General features: G+C 58.4%; 15 protein-coding genes and 1 riboswitch. Of the genes, 8 read left to right on the forward strand and 7 right to left on the reverse strand.

The window, feature by feature from the left end; genetic code table 11:
- Nucleotides 1–793 (forward strand): transketolase-like TK C-terminal-containing protein (locus CK498_RS24975; protein ID WP_324615593.1); only part of this gene is annotated, 793 nt, incomplete at its 5' end.
- A gap of 140 nt (nt 794–933) precedes the next feature.
- Here the strand turns inward: CK498_RS24975 and CK498_RS24980 are convergent.
- The 4 genes from CK498_RS24980 to CK498_RS24995 all read right to left on the reverse strand — a co-directional run bounded on the left by CK498_RS24980 (nt 934) and on the right by CK498_RS24995 (nt 5,622).
- Nucleotides 934–1,932, reverse strand: coding sequence for a substrate-binding domain-containing protein (locus tag CK498_RS24980; protein WP_095623558.1), 999 nt, complete (start codon nt 1,930–1,932; stop codon nt 934–936).
- Between the two features lie 51 nt (nt 1,933–1,983).
- On the reverse strand, nt 1,984–2,988 hold the full coding sequence (locus tag CK498_RS24985; protein WP_095623559.1) for an ABC transporter permease: 1,005 nt from the start codon (nt 2,986–2,988) through the stop codon (nt 1,984–1,986).
- A 31-nt stretch (nt 2,989–3,019) separates the two neighbouring features.
- Nucleotides 3,020–4,504, reverse strand: coding sequence for a sugar ABC transporter ATP-binding protein (locus CK498_RS24990; protein ID WP_095623560.1), 1,485 nt, complete (start codon nt 4,502–4,504; stop codon nt 3,020–3,022).
- Between the two features lie 71 nt (nt 4,505–4,575).
- Complete coding sequence (locus CK498_RS24995) at nt 4,576–5,622, reverse strand: NAD(P)-dependent alcohol dehydrogenase (RefSeq protein WP_095623561.1); 1,047 nt, start codon at nt 5,620–5,622, stop codon at nt 4,576–4,578.
- 381 nt (nt 5,623–6,003) lie between these two features.
- Here CK498_RS24995 and CK498_RS25000 point away from each other — a divergent pair, with 381 nt between their 5' ends.
- Together CK498_RS25000 and CK498_RS25005 are read left to right on the forward strand one after the other, a co-directional pair.
- Entirely contained in the window at nt 6,004–6,900 is an 897-nt protein-coding gene (locus CK498_RS25000; RefSeq protein ID WP_095623562.1) for a helix-turn-helix domain-containing protein, read from the forward strand.
- Between the two features lie 148 nt (nt 6,901–7,048).
- Nucleotides 7,049–7,220: riboswitch (FMN riboswitch) on the forward strand.
- A 103-nt stretch (nt 7,221–7,323) separates the two neighbouring features.
- On the forward strand, nt 7,324–7,806 hold the full coding sequence (locus CK498_RS25005; protein WP_095623563.1) for a 6,7-dimethyl-8-ribityllumazine synthase: 483 nt from the start codon (nt 7,324–7,326) through the stop codon (nt 7,804–7,806).
- Between the two features lie 46 nt (nt 7,807–7,852).
- Here CK498_RS25005 and CK498_RS25010 read toward each other — a convergent pair whose 3' ends face one another.
- The 3 genes from CK498_RS25010 to CK498_RS25020 are packed head-to-tail and all read right to left on the reverse strand — an operon-like array spanning nt 7,853 to nt 12,091.
- Entirely contained in the window at nt 7,853–9,433 is a 1,581-nt protein-coding gene (locus CK498_RS25010) for a glycerol-3-phosphate dehydrogenase (protein WP_095623564.1), read from the reverse strand.
- Between the two features lie 30 nt (nt 9,434–9,463).
- Entirely contained in the window at nt 9,464–11,074 is a 1,611-nt protein-coding gene (locus CK498_RS25015) for an FGGY-family carbohydrate kinase (protein WP_095623565.1), read from the reverse strand.
- A 48-nt stretch (nt 11,075–11,122) separates the two neighbouring features.
- Nucleotides 11,123–12,091: a sugar-binding transcriptional regulator gene (locus CK498_RS25020; RefSeq protein WP_176475906.1), complete on the reverse strand. Its 969-nt coding sequence runs from the start codon at nt 12,089–12,091 to the stop codon at nt 11,123–11,125.
- A gap of 129 nt (nt 12,092–12,220) precedes the next feature.
- Between CK498_RS25020 and CK498_RS25025 the strand changes: the two genes are divergently transcribed.
- The 5 genes from CK498_RS25025 to CK498_RS25045 are packed head-to-tail and all read left to right on the forward strand — an operon-like array spanning nt 12,221 to nt 17,231.
- Nucleotides 12,221–13,018, forward strand: coding sequence for a hydroxypyruvate isomerase family protein (locus CK498_RS25025; RefSeq protein WP_095623567.1), 798 nt, complete (start codon nt 12,221–12,223; stop codon nt 13,016–13,018).
- Nucleotides 13,019–13,034: 16 nt separating this feature from the next.
- Nucleotides 13,035–13,847 carry a triose-phosphate isomerase gene (locus tag CK498_RS25030; protein ID WP_095623568.1) on the forward strand — a complete coding sequence of 271 codons (813 nt, stop codon included), beginning with the start codon at nt 13,035–13,037 and terminating at the stop codon, nt 13,845–13,847.
- A gap of 54 nt (nt 13,848–13,901) precedes the next feature.
- Nucleotides 13,902–14,540, forward strand: coding sequence for a DUF2291 family protein (locus CK498_RS25035; protein WP_095623569.1), 639 nt, complete (start codon nt 13,902–13,904; stop codon nt 14,538–14,540).
- Nucleotides 14,541–14,551: 11 nt separating this feature from the next.
- Nucleotides 14,552–16,123: a sugar ABC transporter ATP-binding protein gene (locus CK498_RS25040; protein WP_095623570.1), complete on the forward strand. Its 1,572-nt coding sequence runs from the start codon at nt 14,552–14,554 to the stop codon at nt 16,121–16,123.
- Nucleotides 16,124–16,148: 25 nt separating this feature from the next.
- Nucleotides 16,149–17,231 (forward strand): ABC transporter permease, encoded by a 1,083-nt coding sequence (locus tag CK498_RS25045; protein WP_095623571.1) that lies wholly within the window; start codon nt 16,149–16,151, stop codon nt 17,229–17,231.
- Nucleotides 17,232–17,266: the final 35 nt, after the last annotated feature.

Genomic DNA, 17,266 nt, shown 5'->3' on the forward strand with positions numbered 1-17,266 from the left:
CGGCAACTACCTGCACTACGGGGTACGCGAGTTCGGCATGGGCGCGATCATGAACGGCATCGCCGTGCACGGCGGCTTCGTGCCCTACGGCGCGACCTTCCTGACCTTCATGGAGTACATGCACAACGCCGTGCGCATGGCGGCGATCATGAATCAGCGGGCGATCTACGTCTTCACCCACGACTCCATCGGCCTGGGCGAGGATGGCCCCACCCACCAGCCCATCGAACAGCTCGGGGCACTGCGCTCGACGCCCAACCTGGCGACCTGGCGTCCCGCCGATGCGGTGGAGACCGCCGCCGCCTGGGATGCCGCCCTCAAGCGGCATAGCGGCCCCACCGCGCTGGTGCTGTCGCGCCAGAACCTGCCCCACCAGCAGCGCGACAAGGCGCAGCTGGCCAATATCCAGCGCGGTGGGTACGTCCTCAAGGACAGCCAGGGCACCCCGGAGCTGATCCTGATCGCTACCGGCTCCGAGGTCGGCCTGGCCATGGACGCCGCCGCCGAGCTGGCGGCCAAGGGCCGCGCGGTGCGGGTGGTGTCGATGCCCTCGACCGGCACCTTCGACGCCCAGGACGCCGACTACCGCGAGTCGGTGCTGCCGCGCAGCGTGACTAAGCGCATCGCCATCGAAGCCAGCCACTACGCCTACTGGTACAAGTACGTCGGCCTGGATGGCGACATCCTCGGCATGCACACCTTCGGCGAGTCGGCCCCCGCCGGCGACCTGTTCCAGCACTTCGGCTTCACTGTCGACAACCTGGTCGACAAGGCCGAGACACTGCTGGGCTAATCGCTGGCAGGGGCATACCCATACGCAAAGGGCACGACCTGGCGGTCGTGCCCTTTTAGATGACCTACCGACATAGCGATGATGAGTGCTATTTCTATACCCGGACCGCGGTATTTCAGAAAACAGCGAAGAGCCGCAGCTTAGCGGGCACGCTTCTCCAGAAGTTGTTCTACATTGTCGAGAGTTACGGGCGTCCAGGGCACATAATAAAGTTCGCTCTGACCATCGTTCCACTCCAGTTCGGAGTACTCATCCCAAATAGGTGACAAAGGCTGATAACTCTCACCCTTCACCAATCGCAACGCAACATCGAGCCCTCCCTGGGCCTGTGCATCAGCATCCTGAAGTATCGACTCCATATGACCTTCCTTGACTGCAGTGAGAGCGTCGGTAATACCATCGGCCCCGGCAATTGCGAAGTCATTGACACTCAGTCCGGAAGCAATAATAGCTTCGATTGCTCCAATCGCCATCTCATCATTCTGAGCAATGACCCCTTGAATTTGACCGCGGTGTGATGTGAGCCAGTTCTCCATCAGCGCCATGGCTTCAGCGCGTGACCAGTTGGCAGTACGTCGTTCGAGTACATTTACCTCCGAGTACTCTGATAGCACCTTATCGATACCACGGCCACGGTCTATCTGGCCGGTTTGCCCAATTGGACCTTCCAAGATTACCACATTGCCTTGATAGTCAAGCTGAGTGAGTACGCTGTTCGCAAGCATTTCCCCAGCCAACACATCGTCGGAGCCAACGTAGGCAGCCAACTGATCGGTATTACACAAGGCATTGGAGCCAACCACTGGAATACCCGCACTAGCCGCCATGGCAACCGCAGATGCGCAGGCATCGGCATCGATAGGAACGAAGAGAATCGCATCATATTGCCGAGAGATCATACTTTCAAACTGATTGTTTTGTACAAGTGCATCGTAGCGTCCATCGAATACCGTAACTTCCACCTGCCCGCTCTCTACCGCCGGATGCCGCTGCAGGGAGTTACTCCACAGCTGCATGAACTCACCCTGAAGTCCATACGTGGCGGCACCGACCCGTATTGGTTCATCCGCGACCGCGAATGCACCGATCAGTAGGCTAGCGGTGATGCTGCTGACGGCGGCGATTTTTATATTTCTCATGAAACTGGCCTCTTGGCTGTTGGTATATTGATTTTGTTGCGTTCTGATACTTCAGCTGCTGGATAGTCGTGACCTGTCTAGCATGACGGCCAACACGATGATTCCTCCTTTAACGACCTGCTGGTAGAAAGATGAGACCCCTAGTAGATCAAGTCCGTTGTTTAGTACTCCGATGATCAGAACACCAAATAATGTTCCAACGATACGCCCACGCCCCCCTGCCAAGCTGGTTCCACCGATGACCACCGCTGCAATGGCATCAAGCTCATACGCCACACCAGCCTGAGGGAGTGCTGCGCCAGTACGGGCTGCAATCATTAGACCTGCCAGGCCACACAGCAATCCAGATATGGCATAAACAGTAAAGGTGACACGACGCACATTAATTCCAGATACCATCGCTGCCTGTGGGTTACCACCCACGGCATAGACGTAGCGACCAAAAGTGGTGTAACGCAGAGTGAACCAGGAAATCAGGAACACACCGAGAAACAACAAGACCGGAACCGGCATGCCTAGCACAACCCCCTGACCGATAAATCGGAAGGTCGCGTCCAGGTTGGAGATAGGCATGCCGTCGTTATAGATATACGTTAGCCCACGCGCCATACTGAGCATACCTAGAGTCATGACGAAGGGAGGTATAGCAAAACGGGCGATCAACAATCCATTCACCGCTCCAAGCGTTAAACCAGTAACCAGGCCCATCATAATGGGAACTAGAATGAATGAGGCTTCGCTGCCCGCCGCAAAACTAGCAGCAACAATGGAAGAACATGCCATCAGAGAACCCACCGACAGGTCTATTCCCCTCGTCAGAATGACAAAAGTCATACCGATAGCTAGCACACCATTGATGGATACTTGGCGTAGCACATTGAGCAAATTGTTTGTGCTAAGAAAATAGGGGGAGATCACAGAAAGAACGGCACAGATGAATAAGAAAGCAATGATGATGCCGTAACTCACCATAAAGTCCGAAAGCCTTTTCGAAATCCCGCTATTCTTTGCTGGCTCTTCCACGCCCTTGTCTTTGGCTAGTACCTGTTGAGACATAACATCACCTTATAGTTCTTAATTTAGGCTATTATGAGGACAGCCTTGCCAAGTTATCTTGGTTGAGGTCGCTGCCGGATAGTTCACCTGCAAGCCTCCCCTTGCGAAATACGATGACCCGATCACTCATCCCAAGGATCTCTGGAATTTCCGAAGAGGTCATAATAACGCCCTTCCCATTGCGGGAAAATTCCGACATAAAGCGGTACATCTCTCGCTTAGCGCCAACGTCAATACCGCGGGTAGGTTCATCGAGCATCAGAATATTAGGATCGGTTTGCAGCCACTTAGCCAGCACTACCTTTTGCTGATTACCCCCACTCATATGGCGAACTTCCATCTCGATAGAGCTAGATTTTATCTGGTGATTCTCGACTTGAAGTCTAGCCACTTTTGCTTCTTTTCGACTTGAAACCAGGCCAAGCTTTGAGACCTTTTTTACCGAGGCCATGGAAATGTTGTTGCGAATAGATGAACCCACCAACAAGCCATTGCCTTTACGATCTTCGGTGACGTAAGCCATTCCAGCGTCCATCGCATCTCGAGGACCTCTTGGTGTGAACTTAGCACCATCGATCCATGCCTCGCCATCATGGGGAGCGTTGATACCGAAGAGGGTATTAAGGAATTCGCTACGACCAGACCCCATCAAGCCAAAGATACCAAGTATCTCGCCCTCCTTAAGCGATAAGCTAATGTCTTTAAACTCACCATGTCGAGTGTAGTGCTCCACTCTCAAGATCTCTCGCTCTCCGGGAACATTGAATTTTGAAAATTCCTCTTGCAGCTCTTTACCGAGAATGGTGTCGATCAGATATTTTCGATCTATATCTCCCATGCTACCTGTACCGACGAAGGTCCCATCGCGCATGATGGTGTAGTCATCAGCAATTCTAAACAGCTCATTCATGCGGTGAGAGACATATATGATGCCAGCGCCGCGATCCTTAAGCTTGTGCACCGCCTCAAAAAGGAGCTCTGTTTCCCGCTCACCAATAGCCGAGGTCGGCTCATCCATGATGATAATTCTGGCATTCTGAGAAATTGCCTTTGCAATCTCTACCATCTGAATCTCGGCGATACTAAGGCTACCAAGCTTTACCGTGGGTTCTATCTGAATGTTTAGCTCACCCAAGACGTCCCTAGCCTGATCGAACATGCGCCGATAGTCGACGATGAACCCAGCTTTTTTCGGCTCCCGCCCTAGGAAGATATTCTCAGCCACAGTCAGCTCTGGAACCGGCTCTAACTCCTGACTAATCATGGAAATACCGAACCCCAAAGCATCCTTAGGAGAAGAGAAGTGCACGTCTCGGCCTTCAATCTTGATACTGCCACCATCCCGAGGCAGCACTCCCATTAAGATATTGAGAAGCGTCGATTTCCCCGCGCCATTGCCCCCACATAAGGCATGAATACTCCCGGGACGGAGCCGTAATACGCCATTTTCAAGAGCTGGAACCCCGGAAAAGCTCTTGGTAATATTAGAAGCCTCCAGGAGTAGATTATTGCTCATTGCGTATCTCTCCTATGAACGTTGATCGAGGCCGATCATAACCCACTGACAGTTAAGTATTATCAATATGTTCATGAACCAAGGGTGATGTGAAGTTTAATATCACCTGGCAAGGCTTCAGCAGCCCTCTCAAAGGCCTCAATGCTTTGGGAAAATGCAAGAGTGTCGGTTATCAGCGGTGTCAGATCGACTTTACCAGATGCAACTAACGCAATGGCCCGATCATAAACGTTGGCGTAACGAAAAACAGTGTCGATACGCAGTTCCTTTGCTTGTGCCGAGACGACATCAAGATTGACGGGCTCTATCGGCATACCCACCAAGACTAACGTACCAGCGGGACGTGAGTAGGAAATAATATTGTCATAGACGTGCGGCGCACCACTAGCTTCGAATACGACATCGGCTCCCCAGTCGCCTCCGCAACGTTGGTCGAGCGCTTCGCGCAGCGATTCGTTGAGAGTGTTGACTGGAGTGAGGCCATCATACTGCTCGGCGATCGCCAGCTTCTCATCAACGATATCCGAAATCAGGACTTCACTGGCGCCATTGGCTAGGGCAGCCAAAGCAACCATCAGGCCAATAGGCCCAGCACCGGTCACGACACACAGATCCCCCGGGCGCATATCTGCCTTGACCACAGCCTGCATGCCAATAGCAAAGGGTTCGATCATGGCTCCCTCGGCAAATGACACATTATCTGGGAGGATATAGGTGAAGGCTGCGGGATGAATGATTTCCGGTGTCAGACAGCCATGTACCGGTGGCGTGGCCCAGAAGCGAACCTCGGGATCGACATTATACACACCGAGTTTGCTGGCCCGCGAAACCGGGTTGGGGATACCCGGCTCCATACAGACCCGGTCGCCCACTTTTAGGTGGCGCACGTTGCTACCGATACCTATTATTGTGCCGGAAGCCTCGTGGCCAAGCACCATGGGCTCCTCGACTACGAATGGGCCAATACGGCCATGCTTATAATAGTGGACATCGCTACCACAGATTCCCACCGTGTGAATGCGGATCTTGACATCATCTGGACCAGGCCGACTAGGTAGATCGATACTCCTCAGTGATAGCTCACGGCGCTGCTCCAGTACTAGTGCTTTCGCTTCCACGGTGCCCCCTGTCAATATCACGATTGCCACAGCCAGTTGGCCATTGATGAAAACGCTACGCCCAGAGGCAAAAACAGAGCTAGCCAGAAATTCCCAGCTAACTGATAGTTTTTTTCACAGCACACTCTCGTGCACGCAACCCGCTGAATTAAAAGAAAAAATAACTCCCCCTCCTACTTCTGCTGACGATGCTTTCGCAATAGACTTGACTAAAGTCTTACGCGAAAGAAGCGGAGGAATCACCAAAAGTAGATATGGTGAAGTGGGGCTCGCAGAATACTGGCACAACAACGCGTATGACGACTTGGTCGCGACCAAGCAGTCGAGCATGACCATCCCCATGTAGCGGCGCCCTGCCCATAACGAAATGAGGATTCATTCATGAACACTTTCCAGTCGTGTGATATTGGCTTAGGAGAGCCCATCTATGAGTCTATTTGCCTTGATCCAAAATATAGCTTCTATTGGCACTGTCATGATTTTCCTCATGAGATAGCCAGGTGGAACTATCACCCTGAGTACGAGCTTCACCTCATTAGAGAATCCTGTGGAAATTACTTCGTTGGAGATTATCTGGGCCGCTTCCAAGCTGGAAACTTGGTACTAATAGGGCCCAATGTTCCTCATGCTTGGTATAGCGACATCGAGCATGGCTGGGAGGTGATAGAAGGGCGTGACGTTGTTCTACAGTTCAGCGGCGAGTGGATTGAGAACATGGTAGCATTATGCCCCGAACTTCGCTGCCTAATGCCGCTCCTGAAAGATGCCTCTCGTGGTATCGAATTTTTCGGACAAGAGGCTAACGAATGTGCCCGCATGCTGATCGAAATGGAGGAATATGACGATTCAGCTAGGCTGCTGGCCATGCTGACTATTCTACGCCGTCTGTCGCGAAGCCAGTACATGTTATTGGCCAGCCCAGAGTATGATTCAACAGCACAAGGAGCGGCAACGGAAGTGGTCGATGCAGCACTTTGCCACATACACAACCATTTCAATGAAGAGTTGAAGATGTCGAGCCTTGCCTCCTCTTTCGGCATGACGCCTTCATCTTTTTCAAGGTTCTTCAAGAATGCCACTGGTGACACCTTTGTAGCCTTTGTTCGACGCATTCGAATTATTCATGCCTGCCGACTACTAGTGGAGAGCGATCACTCTATTGCAGAGATATGCTTTATGGTAGGATTCAATAACTTGTCTAATTTCAACCGGCATTTCCGTACACTCAAGGGAATGACGCCGCGGGAGTATCAATATAGCGTTAGGGGGATAAAATAATACCGATATTATTCGACGCGCAGAGCAACTCAAGCCAAAGGCAGATTGAACGACCCGACATGAAGATCGCGCTCGTGCCATTTTATTTTGAGCATCGCCTTGGCACTCGCTAAGGGAGCACATAAAATAGCCCCTGGCCATTAATGGCCACTGTTCTCAGGGCGGGGTGAAAGTCCCCACCGGCGGTGAACGCCCTCCTCGAAGGAGCGGCCCAAGCCCGCGAGCGCCCGGTCTCGACGGCATTTTTGCCACGACCGGGGTCAGCAGATTCGGTGAGATTCCGAAGCCGACGGTGATAGTCCGGATGGAAGAGAACGGCACCTTAGACGGGACAGACGTAGGCATGTGGCCATAACCGCACGCCTCGACCTCTCCGCATAGGTTCCGCATGCCCTGATTCTGGTAACTTTTTCGAGGAAGACCATGAATCAGCCCAAGATGAATCATTCCCCCCGTATTGCCTTTATCCAGGCCAGCTGGCACAGCGAGATCGTCGGCCAGGCCCGGGAAGCCTTCGTCGCCACCCTTGCCGAGAAGCATGGCATCGAGGCCGCTCGAGTCGATGTCTTCAGCGTCGCTGGCGCCTATGAGATCCCGCTCCAGGCCCAGCTGCTGGCCAATAGTGGCCGCTATGCCGCCATCGTGGGTGCCGGTTTCGTGGTCGACGGCGGTATCTATCGTCACGACTTCGTCGCCCAGGCAGTGATCGACGGCATGATGCGGGTCCAACTGGACACCGAAGTGCCAGTGCTTTCCGTGGTGCTGACGCCGCACCATTTCCACGAACATGCCACGCATAGCGATTTCTTCCACAAACACTTCGTGGAGAAGGGGCGCGAAGCGGCCGACGCCTGTGCCATGACCCTGGAGAACCACCGAGAGGTACGCAAGCTGTACGCGGACTGACGCCGTTGCCATGGCGCTCCCCGGGAGCGCCATGATGCTCGACGTGTCAGGAGACGCTGCGGCTGGGCGCCTCCTGCTTCATGCCCGATGCCCGCTGCGCAGCCATACGCTCGACCATCCACGCTTCCAGGCGTCTGGCGTCATCATCACTCATCACCAGCCCAAGCTTGGTGCGCCGCTCGAGAATATCCTCAGCACAGCACGCCCACTCCCGTTCGATAAGATACTCCACCTCGCAGGCGTAGAGGTCCGCCCCGAAATGCTCGCCTAGGCCCGCATAGTTCTGCGCATTACCCAATATCTGGCGAGTCAGGGTGCCATAGAGCCGCGCATAACGCCTGAGCGTTGCTTGTTCCAACCAGGGATAATTCCGCTCGAGGCCTAGCAGAAAGGCATCGAAATCCGCACCGGGGATATCGCCGCCGGGCAATGGCACCGAGGCATTCCATGAGCCTCCCATCTGGGGGAAATAGGACTTGAGCTTTTCCAGGCCATGTTCGGCCAGCTTGCGGTAGGTGGTGATCTTGCCACCGAATACCGACAGCAGGGGCGCCTGGCCATTGTCGTCGGAGACATCGAAGACATAGTCCCGCGTCACCGCCGACGGGTTCTCCTGGTCATCATCGAACAGTGGGCGAATGCCGGAAAAGCTCGTCAGGATGTCATCCTGAGTATAGGGGGTGACGAAATAGCGATTGACCACCCCTAACAGGTAGTCGATCTCACTTTGATCGACGGCGACGTCGTCCGGCGCTCCTTCATAGACGATATCGGTGGTCCCCACCAACAACTTGTCGGCCTCGTAAGGGTTGACGAAGATCACCCGCTTGTCGTCGTTCTGTAGCAGATAGGAGTTGGCCGTCGCGTAGCGCTTGGGCAGCACGATATGGCTGCCCTTGACCAGCTTGACCCTGTCCTTGCTCTGTTGTTGGAAGGCTCCCGTGAGCACCTCCCCCACCCAAGGCCCGGCGGCATTGACGATCGCCCTGGCACGCAGTCGGATGACATCGTCGCCACCGCCGTGAGCGTTGCGGCGCGTCAGCTCGACCTGCCAATGATCCCCGTGGCGCATCGCGGAGGTGCACGCCGTGCGGGTATAGACCTTGGCGCCGAGGCGCTGAGCATCCAACGCATTGAGTATCACCAAACGGGCATCATCGACCCAACAGTCGGCATACTCGAAGCCCTTGGGAAACGCATCCTTGATCGCCTGTCCTTCCGGGCAGCGCAGCATGTCCAGGCTGCGGCTGCCCGGCAACAGGTCATCCTTGCCCCCCAGATGGTCGTACAGGAACAGTCCTGCACGAATCAGCCAGGCAGGTCGCTGCTCGGGGCTGTGCGGCAGAACGAAGCGCATCGGCCAGATGATATGCGGTGCCTTCTTCAACAGCACGCTGCGCTCGCGCAAGGCCTCACGCACCAGGCGAAACTCGTAATACTCCAGATAACGCAGCCCGCCATGCACCAGCTTGCCACTGCGCGACGACGTGCCCTGAGCCAGATCGTCCTTTTCACACAGCACCACGGACAGGCCACGGCCCACCGCATCCTGAGCGAAGCCTGCCCCATTGATGCCGCCGCCGATCACCAATAGGTCATAGAGTGGTTCTTGCTCGCTCTCGCTCATCCACGTATCTCCTTTCCGGACACACCGGCATCAAAATTCGGCCGTGACGCGCTCGAAGTGGCGCCAGAAGCCATCGGCATTGGCGTAGGAACGGCGGTAGACGCCGAACAGCCGCTCGTAGAGGTTCTGCAAGTCGGGATCGGGCATGACCCGCTCCTCGACCAGGAACGGGGTCACCCAGGTGCCGCAAGCCTCGGCCAGATTGCGGTGATGACCGAGGCACAGGCTCGCCACCATGGCCGCCCCGGCGGCACCGGTCTCCTCCCGAGTCAGGGTGCGCACCGGCACGCCCATGACCGACGCGAGAATGCGACAGAGGGTGCGCGAACGCGCTGCACCGCCGGTCAGACGCAGCTCTTCGGGATGGGCCTCCAGGGCGTGGTAACAATCCCGGGCGGCGAAAGCGACTCCTTCATAGATGGCGCGCACCATATGCAGCTGGTTGGTGTCGCTGCTGAGCCCGAGGAACTGAGCACGGGCGCGAGGGTTGAAGAAAGGGCCGCGCTCACCATTGGTACAAATGAAGGGGTGATAGATGACACGGCCAGGCTCGGTAGTGGCCAAGGCGGTGTCCAGACGTGACAACAGGCCTTCGGGGTCGAGCTGCGGCTCCCCCAAGGCAGCGAGCAGCTGGTTCTGCCCCTTGAGGAACCACTCCAGATTGAGCGTCGCTGCCATGTTGGAGCAGAGCTGCACCCAGGTATCCGGGGCCACGCAGGGCATGGTGTAGCAAGATTGGTTGCTGAGCACGATGTCGCGCATGTCTTGGCGCGCGCACATATGCGCGCCGGTGGTGCCGATGATGCTGCAGGCCACCCGCTTGCCCGGCTCATAAACACCGGCTCCCAGGGCAGTGGCAAGCATATCCACCGGCGCCAGCACCACCGGGGTCCCAGGCGCGATACCGATGGCATGCGCCACCTCGACATTGAGCGGCGCGTATTCGCGACTGCCGTCGACGATGGGCGGCAGCAGATGTCGATGGCGGCCCAGGCCAAAGTGCTCCAGCACCGCTTCCGAGTAGTCGCTAGTGCGATAATCGCCATAGGTCCACAGCGCCTCGGCAGGATCCGTGGCTCGCTCACCGGTCAAGCGGAAATAGAGCCAATCCTTGCAATGAAAGACGGTGGCCGCTCGCGCCAGACGTTGCGGCTGGTTGGCTTCGAGCCAGGCCAACTGCCCACTCTGCACCGACTGATTGAGCCCGGTACCGGTACGCCGGTATGCCTCGGGACCTATACGACTAGCTCGCCAATGAGCCACGATCTCGCTGGAGCGATTATCGAGCCACAGCAGGGCATCGCCTACCGGGTGGCCATCGGCATCGATCATCCAGGTGCCATCACCCTGACCGGTGACGGCGATCGCCGCGATACGCGATGCAAGCTCGGGATGCTCGGCGACCAAGGTGGTCAGTGTCGTTACGGCCGCATCCCAGGTAGCTTCCAAGCCTTGCTCGACACCGCCATCTGCGCGGTGAGTCAGTCGGTTGTCGCACTGGGTCTTGGCCAGCTCCCGCCCCTGGCGATCGAAGGCCACGGCCTTGATCACGGACGTTCCAGCATCCAGGCCGATGATGACCTCCCCGGTGCCCTCGGGAGGTGGTATGGGGGACGGCGCCCCCGAGACAGATATTGGCATTGGCGTTCTCCCGTTGTTTTTATCATCTGCTGGAGCGGCGCGGCGGAATCAGTCCACCGCCTCCAGAATCCGGCGGGCGACCACCTCGTCGGTGATCAATCCCTTGAGCAGGCCTGCCTTGAGCACTGCAGTGATGGCCTCGACCTTCTCTTCGCCGCAGGCCACCGCCACGATGTGGTGGTTTCTCAATTGAGCGAGCGACAGGCCCAGGGCACGTTCATTGATGGGGCTCTCCACGAGCTCCCCGTGAGCATCGAGGAACTGCCCCAGAATCTCGGCCACGGCCCCGGCTTCACGCAGGCTTCCAGCGTCGTGCTGGTCAATCTCGCCCAGCTCCATCAGCAGGGAGTGGCCCATATCGGGTACCGCCCCCAGCCCCACCATGGTCAGGTCGGCCTCTACGGCGATGCCGATGACATCCTGGACACTGCGTTGGGCCATCAGTACATCGCGGTGCTCGGCGGTATCGGCGAACAGCGGTACTGGCAGCAGATAGCCCTCGCCCCCGGTCTTGTCGACCAGGCGATGAATGACGTCATAGGGATTGAGCGACATCTTGCGCACCACGCTGCCGAGTACCGGCACCATGCGTACCGAAGAGCAATCCATCACCGGCAAACAGTTGACCATCTCCGACAGGCTGCGCCCCCAGCCCAGGCCCAGCACTTCGACGTCCCCGGATTCGAGCCGTGACTTCAGATAATGAGCGGCGGCGCGACCCAGATTGGCCTGAGGGTTCGCGGCCTCGGCCGGCAGCGCCGGGACCACGATGCAGGTCTCGAGCCCCGACCTTTCCTTGAGCCCGTCTTCGAGGCGAATCAAGTCCTCGGGCGAGCCTTCGATGAAGACGGTCACTGCTCCCATGTCGTGGGCCATGGCCACCAGCCGATGGACCTTCATGCGCGACACCCCAAGACGCTTGGCAATATCCGCCTGGGTGTAGCCACCGACGTAGGACAGCCAGGCAGCACGCAGTGCCAGGTCGGCTTCGCTATGGCTCTCGGGTCTCGGTTTCACGTTTGTGTGTCCTGTATTCTTCTGCCGCTTTGAAATTTTGTTCATTGCCTGTTAAAAGTAACGTTAGTGAATCATAGATAGCGCGTCAACGCCATCAACGCCCATACAGGGCCCCTTATGGAGGCCGCCATGCTCAAGTTCGCCGCCAATCTCACCTTCATGTTCACCGAAGTGCCCTTTCTCGAGCGCTTCGCCATGGCTCGTGAAGCCGGCTTCCGCTATGTGGAGTTCCACAACCCTTACCCCTTCTGTGAAGACATCGGCGCCGTTCGCGCAGCCGCTGATGCCGCAGGCGTGCGGATCGTCCACTTCAACCTGCCCGGCGGCGACTGGGACGCTGGCGAACGCGGCATCGCCGTACTGCCCGATAGGCAGGACGAGTTCCGACGTGGACTGGCGCAGACCATCACGACCGCACAGCGCCTGGGCTGCCTGCAACTCAATTGCCCTCTCGGCTACCCCGATGCCAAGACGTCACCAGCCGTACAACACCAGACGCTAGTCGGTAACCTGCGGCATGCCGCTCAGGCCACACAGGACGCCGGCATCCTATTGCTGGTCGAGCCGCTGAATCCCATTACTCACCCCGGCTACCCCTTGGTCAACACCTCCCAGGCACTCGCGCTGCTCGATGCAGTCGCGCATGCCAACCTGATGATTCAGCACGACTTCTATCAGATGCAGCGCTCCGAAGGGGAGCTGACCGAGACGCTGCGCCGACATCAGGATCGCATCGGCTTCATTCAACTGGCCGACAACCCCGGGCGTCACGAGCCAGGTAGCGGAGAGATCAACTACCGCCACCTATTCGCCGAACTCCAGCGCCTGGCGTTCGACAAGCTGGTGTCGCTGGAATACAGCCCCCGCACCTCGACCCTCGACTCCCTTGGGTGGGTTGAGGAATACGGCCTGACGCTCGGCCCATGATCACCGGAGACGACCAATGACAACGACACCCTTCTGGGTCGGCACCAGTTGGAAGATGAACAAGACGCTGGGTGAAGCCGCTTCCTACTCCGCAGAGCTGGTCCGGACCAGACTCCTCGACGATCCACGCCTGCAAGGGTTCGTGATTCCCCCCTTCACGGCCCTGGCGCAAGTGAGCCGCGACCTGGCCGCCACGTCGATCCGGGTCGGCGCCCAGAACATGCATTGGGCCGATAGCGGAGCCTTCACCGGTGAGGTATCACCGGCCATGGTCAGTGATTGCGGCGCTAGCATCGTCGAACTGGGCCATAGCGAGAGGCGCGCCTATTTCGCCGAAAACGACGCCGATCTCAACCGCAAGGTCCATGCCGCCTTGGCGCATGGCTTGATGCCATTGCTATGCGTCGGCGAAACCGCCGAAGAAAAGACCCTGGGCGCCGCCGCCGAGACGGTGATTCGCCAATGCCGCATGGCCCTGGCCGGTATCGAGGGAAAGAATCTCGACAGAGTATTGATCGCCTATGAGCCGGTATGGGCCATTGGCGAGCGGGGTACCCCCGCCAGTGCCGAGTACGCCGCCTGGATGCATCGCCAAATCCACCAGGCCTTACCGGCTAACTCCCTGGGTGCTCCCCTGACCGTGCTCTACGGTGGCAGCGTCAATCCCGACAACTGCGAAGAGCTGGCCACCATGCCGGAAATAGGCGGTCTGTTCATCGGCCGCAGTGCTTGGCAGCCCGAAGGGCTGATCGATATCGCCACTCGCGTGCTGGCAGCACGCGTCAGGTCAAGCGAGACGCCCACCTCCGTGGAGCGCACATCATGCTGAACTAACCCCTGTCCACCCATTGCTCAGACATATAACAACAGAGGTCAAAGCATCATGAGCACATACGCCAGTATCAGTCCGGCACCAGCAAAAAAACGCCGGTATATCGGAATCGTCATCGCCAGCGTGCTCATCGGCGCCATGGCGTTGGATACCAACGTCATACCGATAGGCTCGCAGGAGGAGACCGGTTTCTCAGCAGAGCGTTACGGTGCCGAGCAGTTCCCGCTGGTTCGGGAAGACGTCGAGGCTCGCGCCATTGAGCCTGCCACCTTGATCGCCGAACTGGACGCCGACCAACAAGCCGCCGGAGAGCGCTACGGCGTCGCCACCAGTATCGGCCCCATCCTACCGATCACCTTCAGCGGCGTCGTCGGCGAGGGCCGCAATGGTATCTATGAGGTTCAGGTCGCGGGAGTACCCGATTCCTTGACGATACGCCTGCAGACCGGTCCCGCCATTAACGGCACCGACCTGCGCGACGCCACCGGTAGCATCGAATTCGGCCAGTTCACCAACCAGATCGAGTATCAGGACGCCGGCGCCGCCATCAACGACGAGATGAAAAGACAGGTACTCGATGAGATAGACACCAGCGCCCTCTCCGGCGAGCGGGTGACGGCCACCGGTGTATTCAAGCTGATCAATCCCGACAACTGGCTGGTGACCCCCGTCAGCTTACAGGTGCAATAAAGGAGAACCCCATGTCCACAGACCAATCACAAGGGGTCGCAACCCGATCTTGCACCGATGAAGGCCAGATCGGAGAGGCCATCCTCTCGGCACGCCAGATCGCCAAGTCCTTCGGCAATGTTCACGCCCTGAAAACGGTCAACTTCGATATCCATCGTGGCCAGGTCACCACGCTATTCGGAGAAAACGGCGCCGGCAAGTCGACCCTGATGAAGATCCTCTCCGGGGTGATCCAACCCAGCTCAGGGGAAATCCTGCTGGAGGGGGATCCGGTGCACTTCGCCTCGACCACGGAGGCCCAGCACCGTGGCATTTCCATCATCCACCAGGAACTCAGCCTGGCACCCAACCTGAATGTACGCGACAACATCTTCATGGGCCGCGAGTTGGTGGGTGCCATGGGGGTCGACTTCGCCGAGGAAGAGCGCCAGACCCGCCTGCTGATGGAGGATCTCGACGAGCCCATCGACCCACTGACCCCGGTGGAGGACTTGCGTCTGGGTCAGCAGCAGATCGTCGAGATCGCCCGGGCGCTATCCACCCAGTCGCGCATCCTGATCATGGACGAGCCGACCTCGGCCCTGAGCGCCTCGGAAGTGGAAGTGCTGTTTCGGGTGATCAACGATCTCAAGCGACGCGGCGTGTCCATCGTCTATATCTCTCACCACCTGGAAGAGGCCCTGCAGATCACCGATCACGCCGTGGTGCTACGTGACGGCAGCATGACGGCCTATGCCCCACGCCAGGACATCGACCTGGAGTGGATCGTGCGCCATATGGTCGGCGAGGGCTTCGACCTCGGCTCGCCCCCCGAGGGCTACGCCCTGGGTGAGGTGGCCCTGTCGCTGCAGGAAATTTGCGTTCCCGACCCCACCATTGCCGAGCGCTACCTCGTCGACCATCTATCGTTGGAAGTGCGCGCCGGAGAGATCGTCTGCATCTACGGCCTGATGGGTGCCGGGCGCACCGAGCTGCTCGAGAGCGTGGCGGGTCGCCTGCCCATCAGTGGCGGACAGATTTTCCTGGAGGGGCAGAACGTCTCCCGTTTGAGCATCGCCCAGCGTATCGAGCAGGGCCTGGTGCTGGTTCCCGAAGACCGCCAGCGCGACGGCCTCGTCCAGACCATGCCGGTGGGACAGAACCTGTCCCTGGCCAGCATCGGCGACTTTACCCGCGGCTTGTTCACCTCCATGAGCCGGGAAGCGCAGGTCATCGAAGACTCCATTCGCAGCGTTCACATCAAGACCGATGGCGGCGATGCCGAGATCGGCTCCTTGTCCGGTGGCAACCAGCAGAAGGTCGTGATCGGCAAGATGATGGCCACCCAGCCCAAGGTGGTGATGCTCGACGAGCCCAGCCGCGGCATCGATATCGGCGCCAAGGCCGAAGTCTTCAAACTGCTGGCGGATAACGCCAGGCGTCACAGCCTCGCCGTGCTCTATTCCACCTCCGAGGTCGGCGAATGCCTGAGCATCGCCCACCGCGTCCTGGTGATGAGCCGCGGCCGCCTCGTGGCCGAATTCGGCGCCGACGTCACCAAGGAACAGATCATGGCCGCGTCCGGTGAAGCCGTGGCCGCCTGACCCCATTCAACGGAGTGCATGACCCATGTCAAACAACAACTCGACCGCACGCCAGCCCCGTCAAGGACTCGATCTGGGACGATTGCTCCTCGAAGGCCGTGCTTTCTTCGCCCTGATCGCCATCATCGTCATTTTTTCGCTGCTGTCGCCGGTCTACTTCACGACCAGCAACTTACTGACGATGTCCTCCCATGTGGCCATCTTCGGCCTGCTCTCCATCGGCATGTTGCTGGTCATCCTGACCGGCGGCATCGACCTCTCCGTGGGCTCGACCCTCGGGCTCGCCGGCGTATTCGCGGGTTTCCTCATGCAGGGAGTGTCCTTCGAAGTCTTCGGCGTCGTGGTCTATCCGCCGGTCTGGGTGGTCATCATCCTGACCTGCGCGCTCGGCGCCTTGATTGGCGCGGTCAACGGCGTGCTGGTCGCGTTCTTCAAGGTACCGGCCTTCGTCGCCACCTTGGGGATGCTTTACGTCGCTCGTGGCGTCGCCCTGCTGATGACCGATGGCCTCACCTACAACAACCTGGGCGGAGATCCTGCCCTGGGCAATACCGGCTTCGATTGGTTGGGCTTCAATCGCCTGTTCGGCATTCCCATGGGCGTACTGATACTCGCCGCCGTGGCCATCCTGTGCATGCTGGCCCTCAATCGCACCCCCTTCGGGCGCTGGGTCTACTCCACCGGTGGCAATGACCGGGCCGCAGAGCTCTCCGGGGTGCCGGTCAAGCGCGTCAAGGTCGCGGTGTATGTGCTGTCTGGTGTCTGCGCCGCCCTGGCCGGGCTGGTGCTGTCCTCACAGCTGACCTCCGCCGGCCCCACCGCCGGCACCACCTACGAGTTGACCGCCATTGCCGGCGTCGTCATCGGCGGCGCTGCCCTGACCGGCGGGCGTGGCAACGTGCGTGGCACCCTGCTCGGCGCCTTCGTCATCGGCTTCCTCTCCGACGGCTTGGTGATCATTGGCGTCTCGGCCTACTGGCAGACCGTCTTCACTGGCACCGTCATCGTGCTCGCCGTGCTGCTCAACAGCATCCAATACAGCGCGCGCAAGACGAAGCAAGCGCCCTCGCCTTCCGCTTCCCCTCAGGCGGTGACCAATTCCAGTTGAACGTCACCGTCCGGGATCACCCAGCCGGATCCACC

Source organism: Halomonas salipaludis (assembly GCF_002286975.1).
Taxonomy (GTDB): Bacteria; Pseudomonadota; Gammaproteobacteria; order Pseudomonadales; family Halomonadaceae; genus Franzmannia; species Franzmannia salipaludis.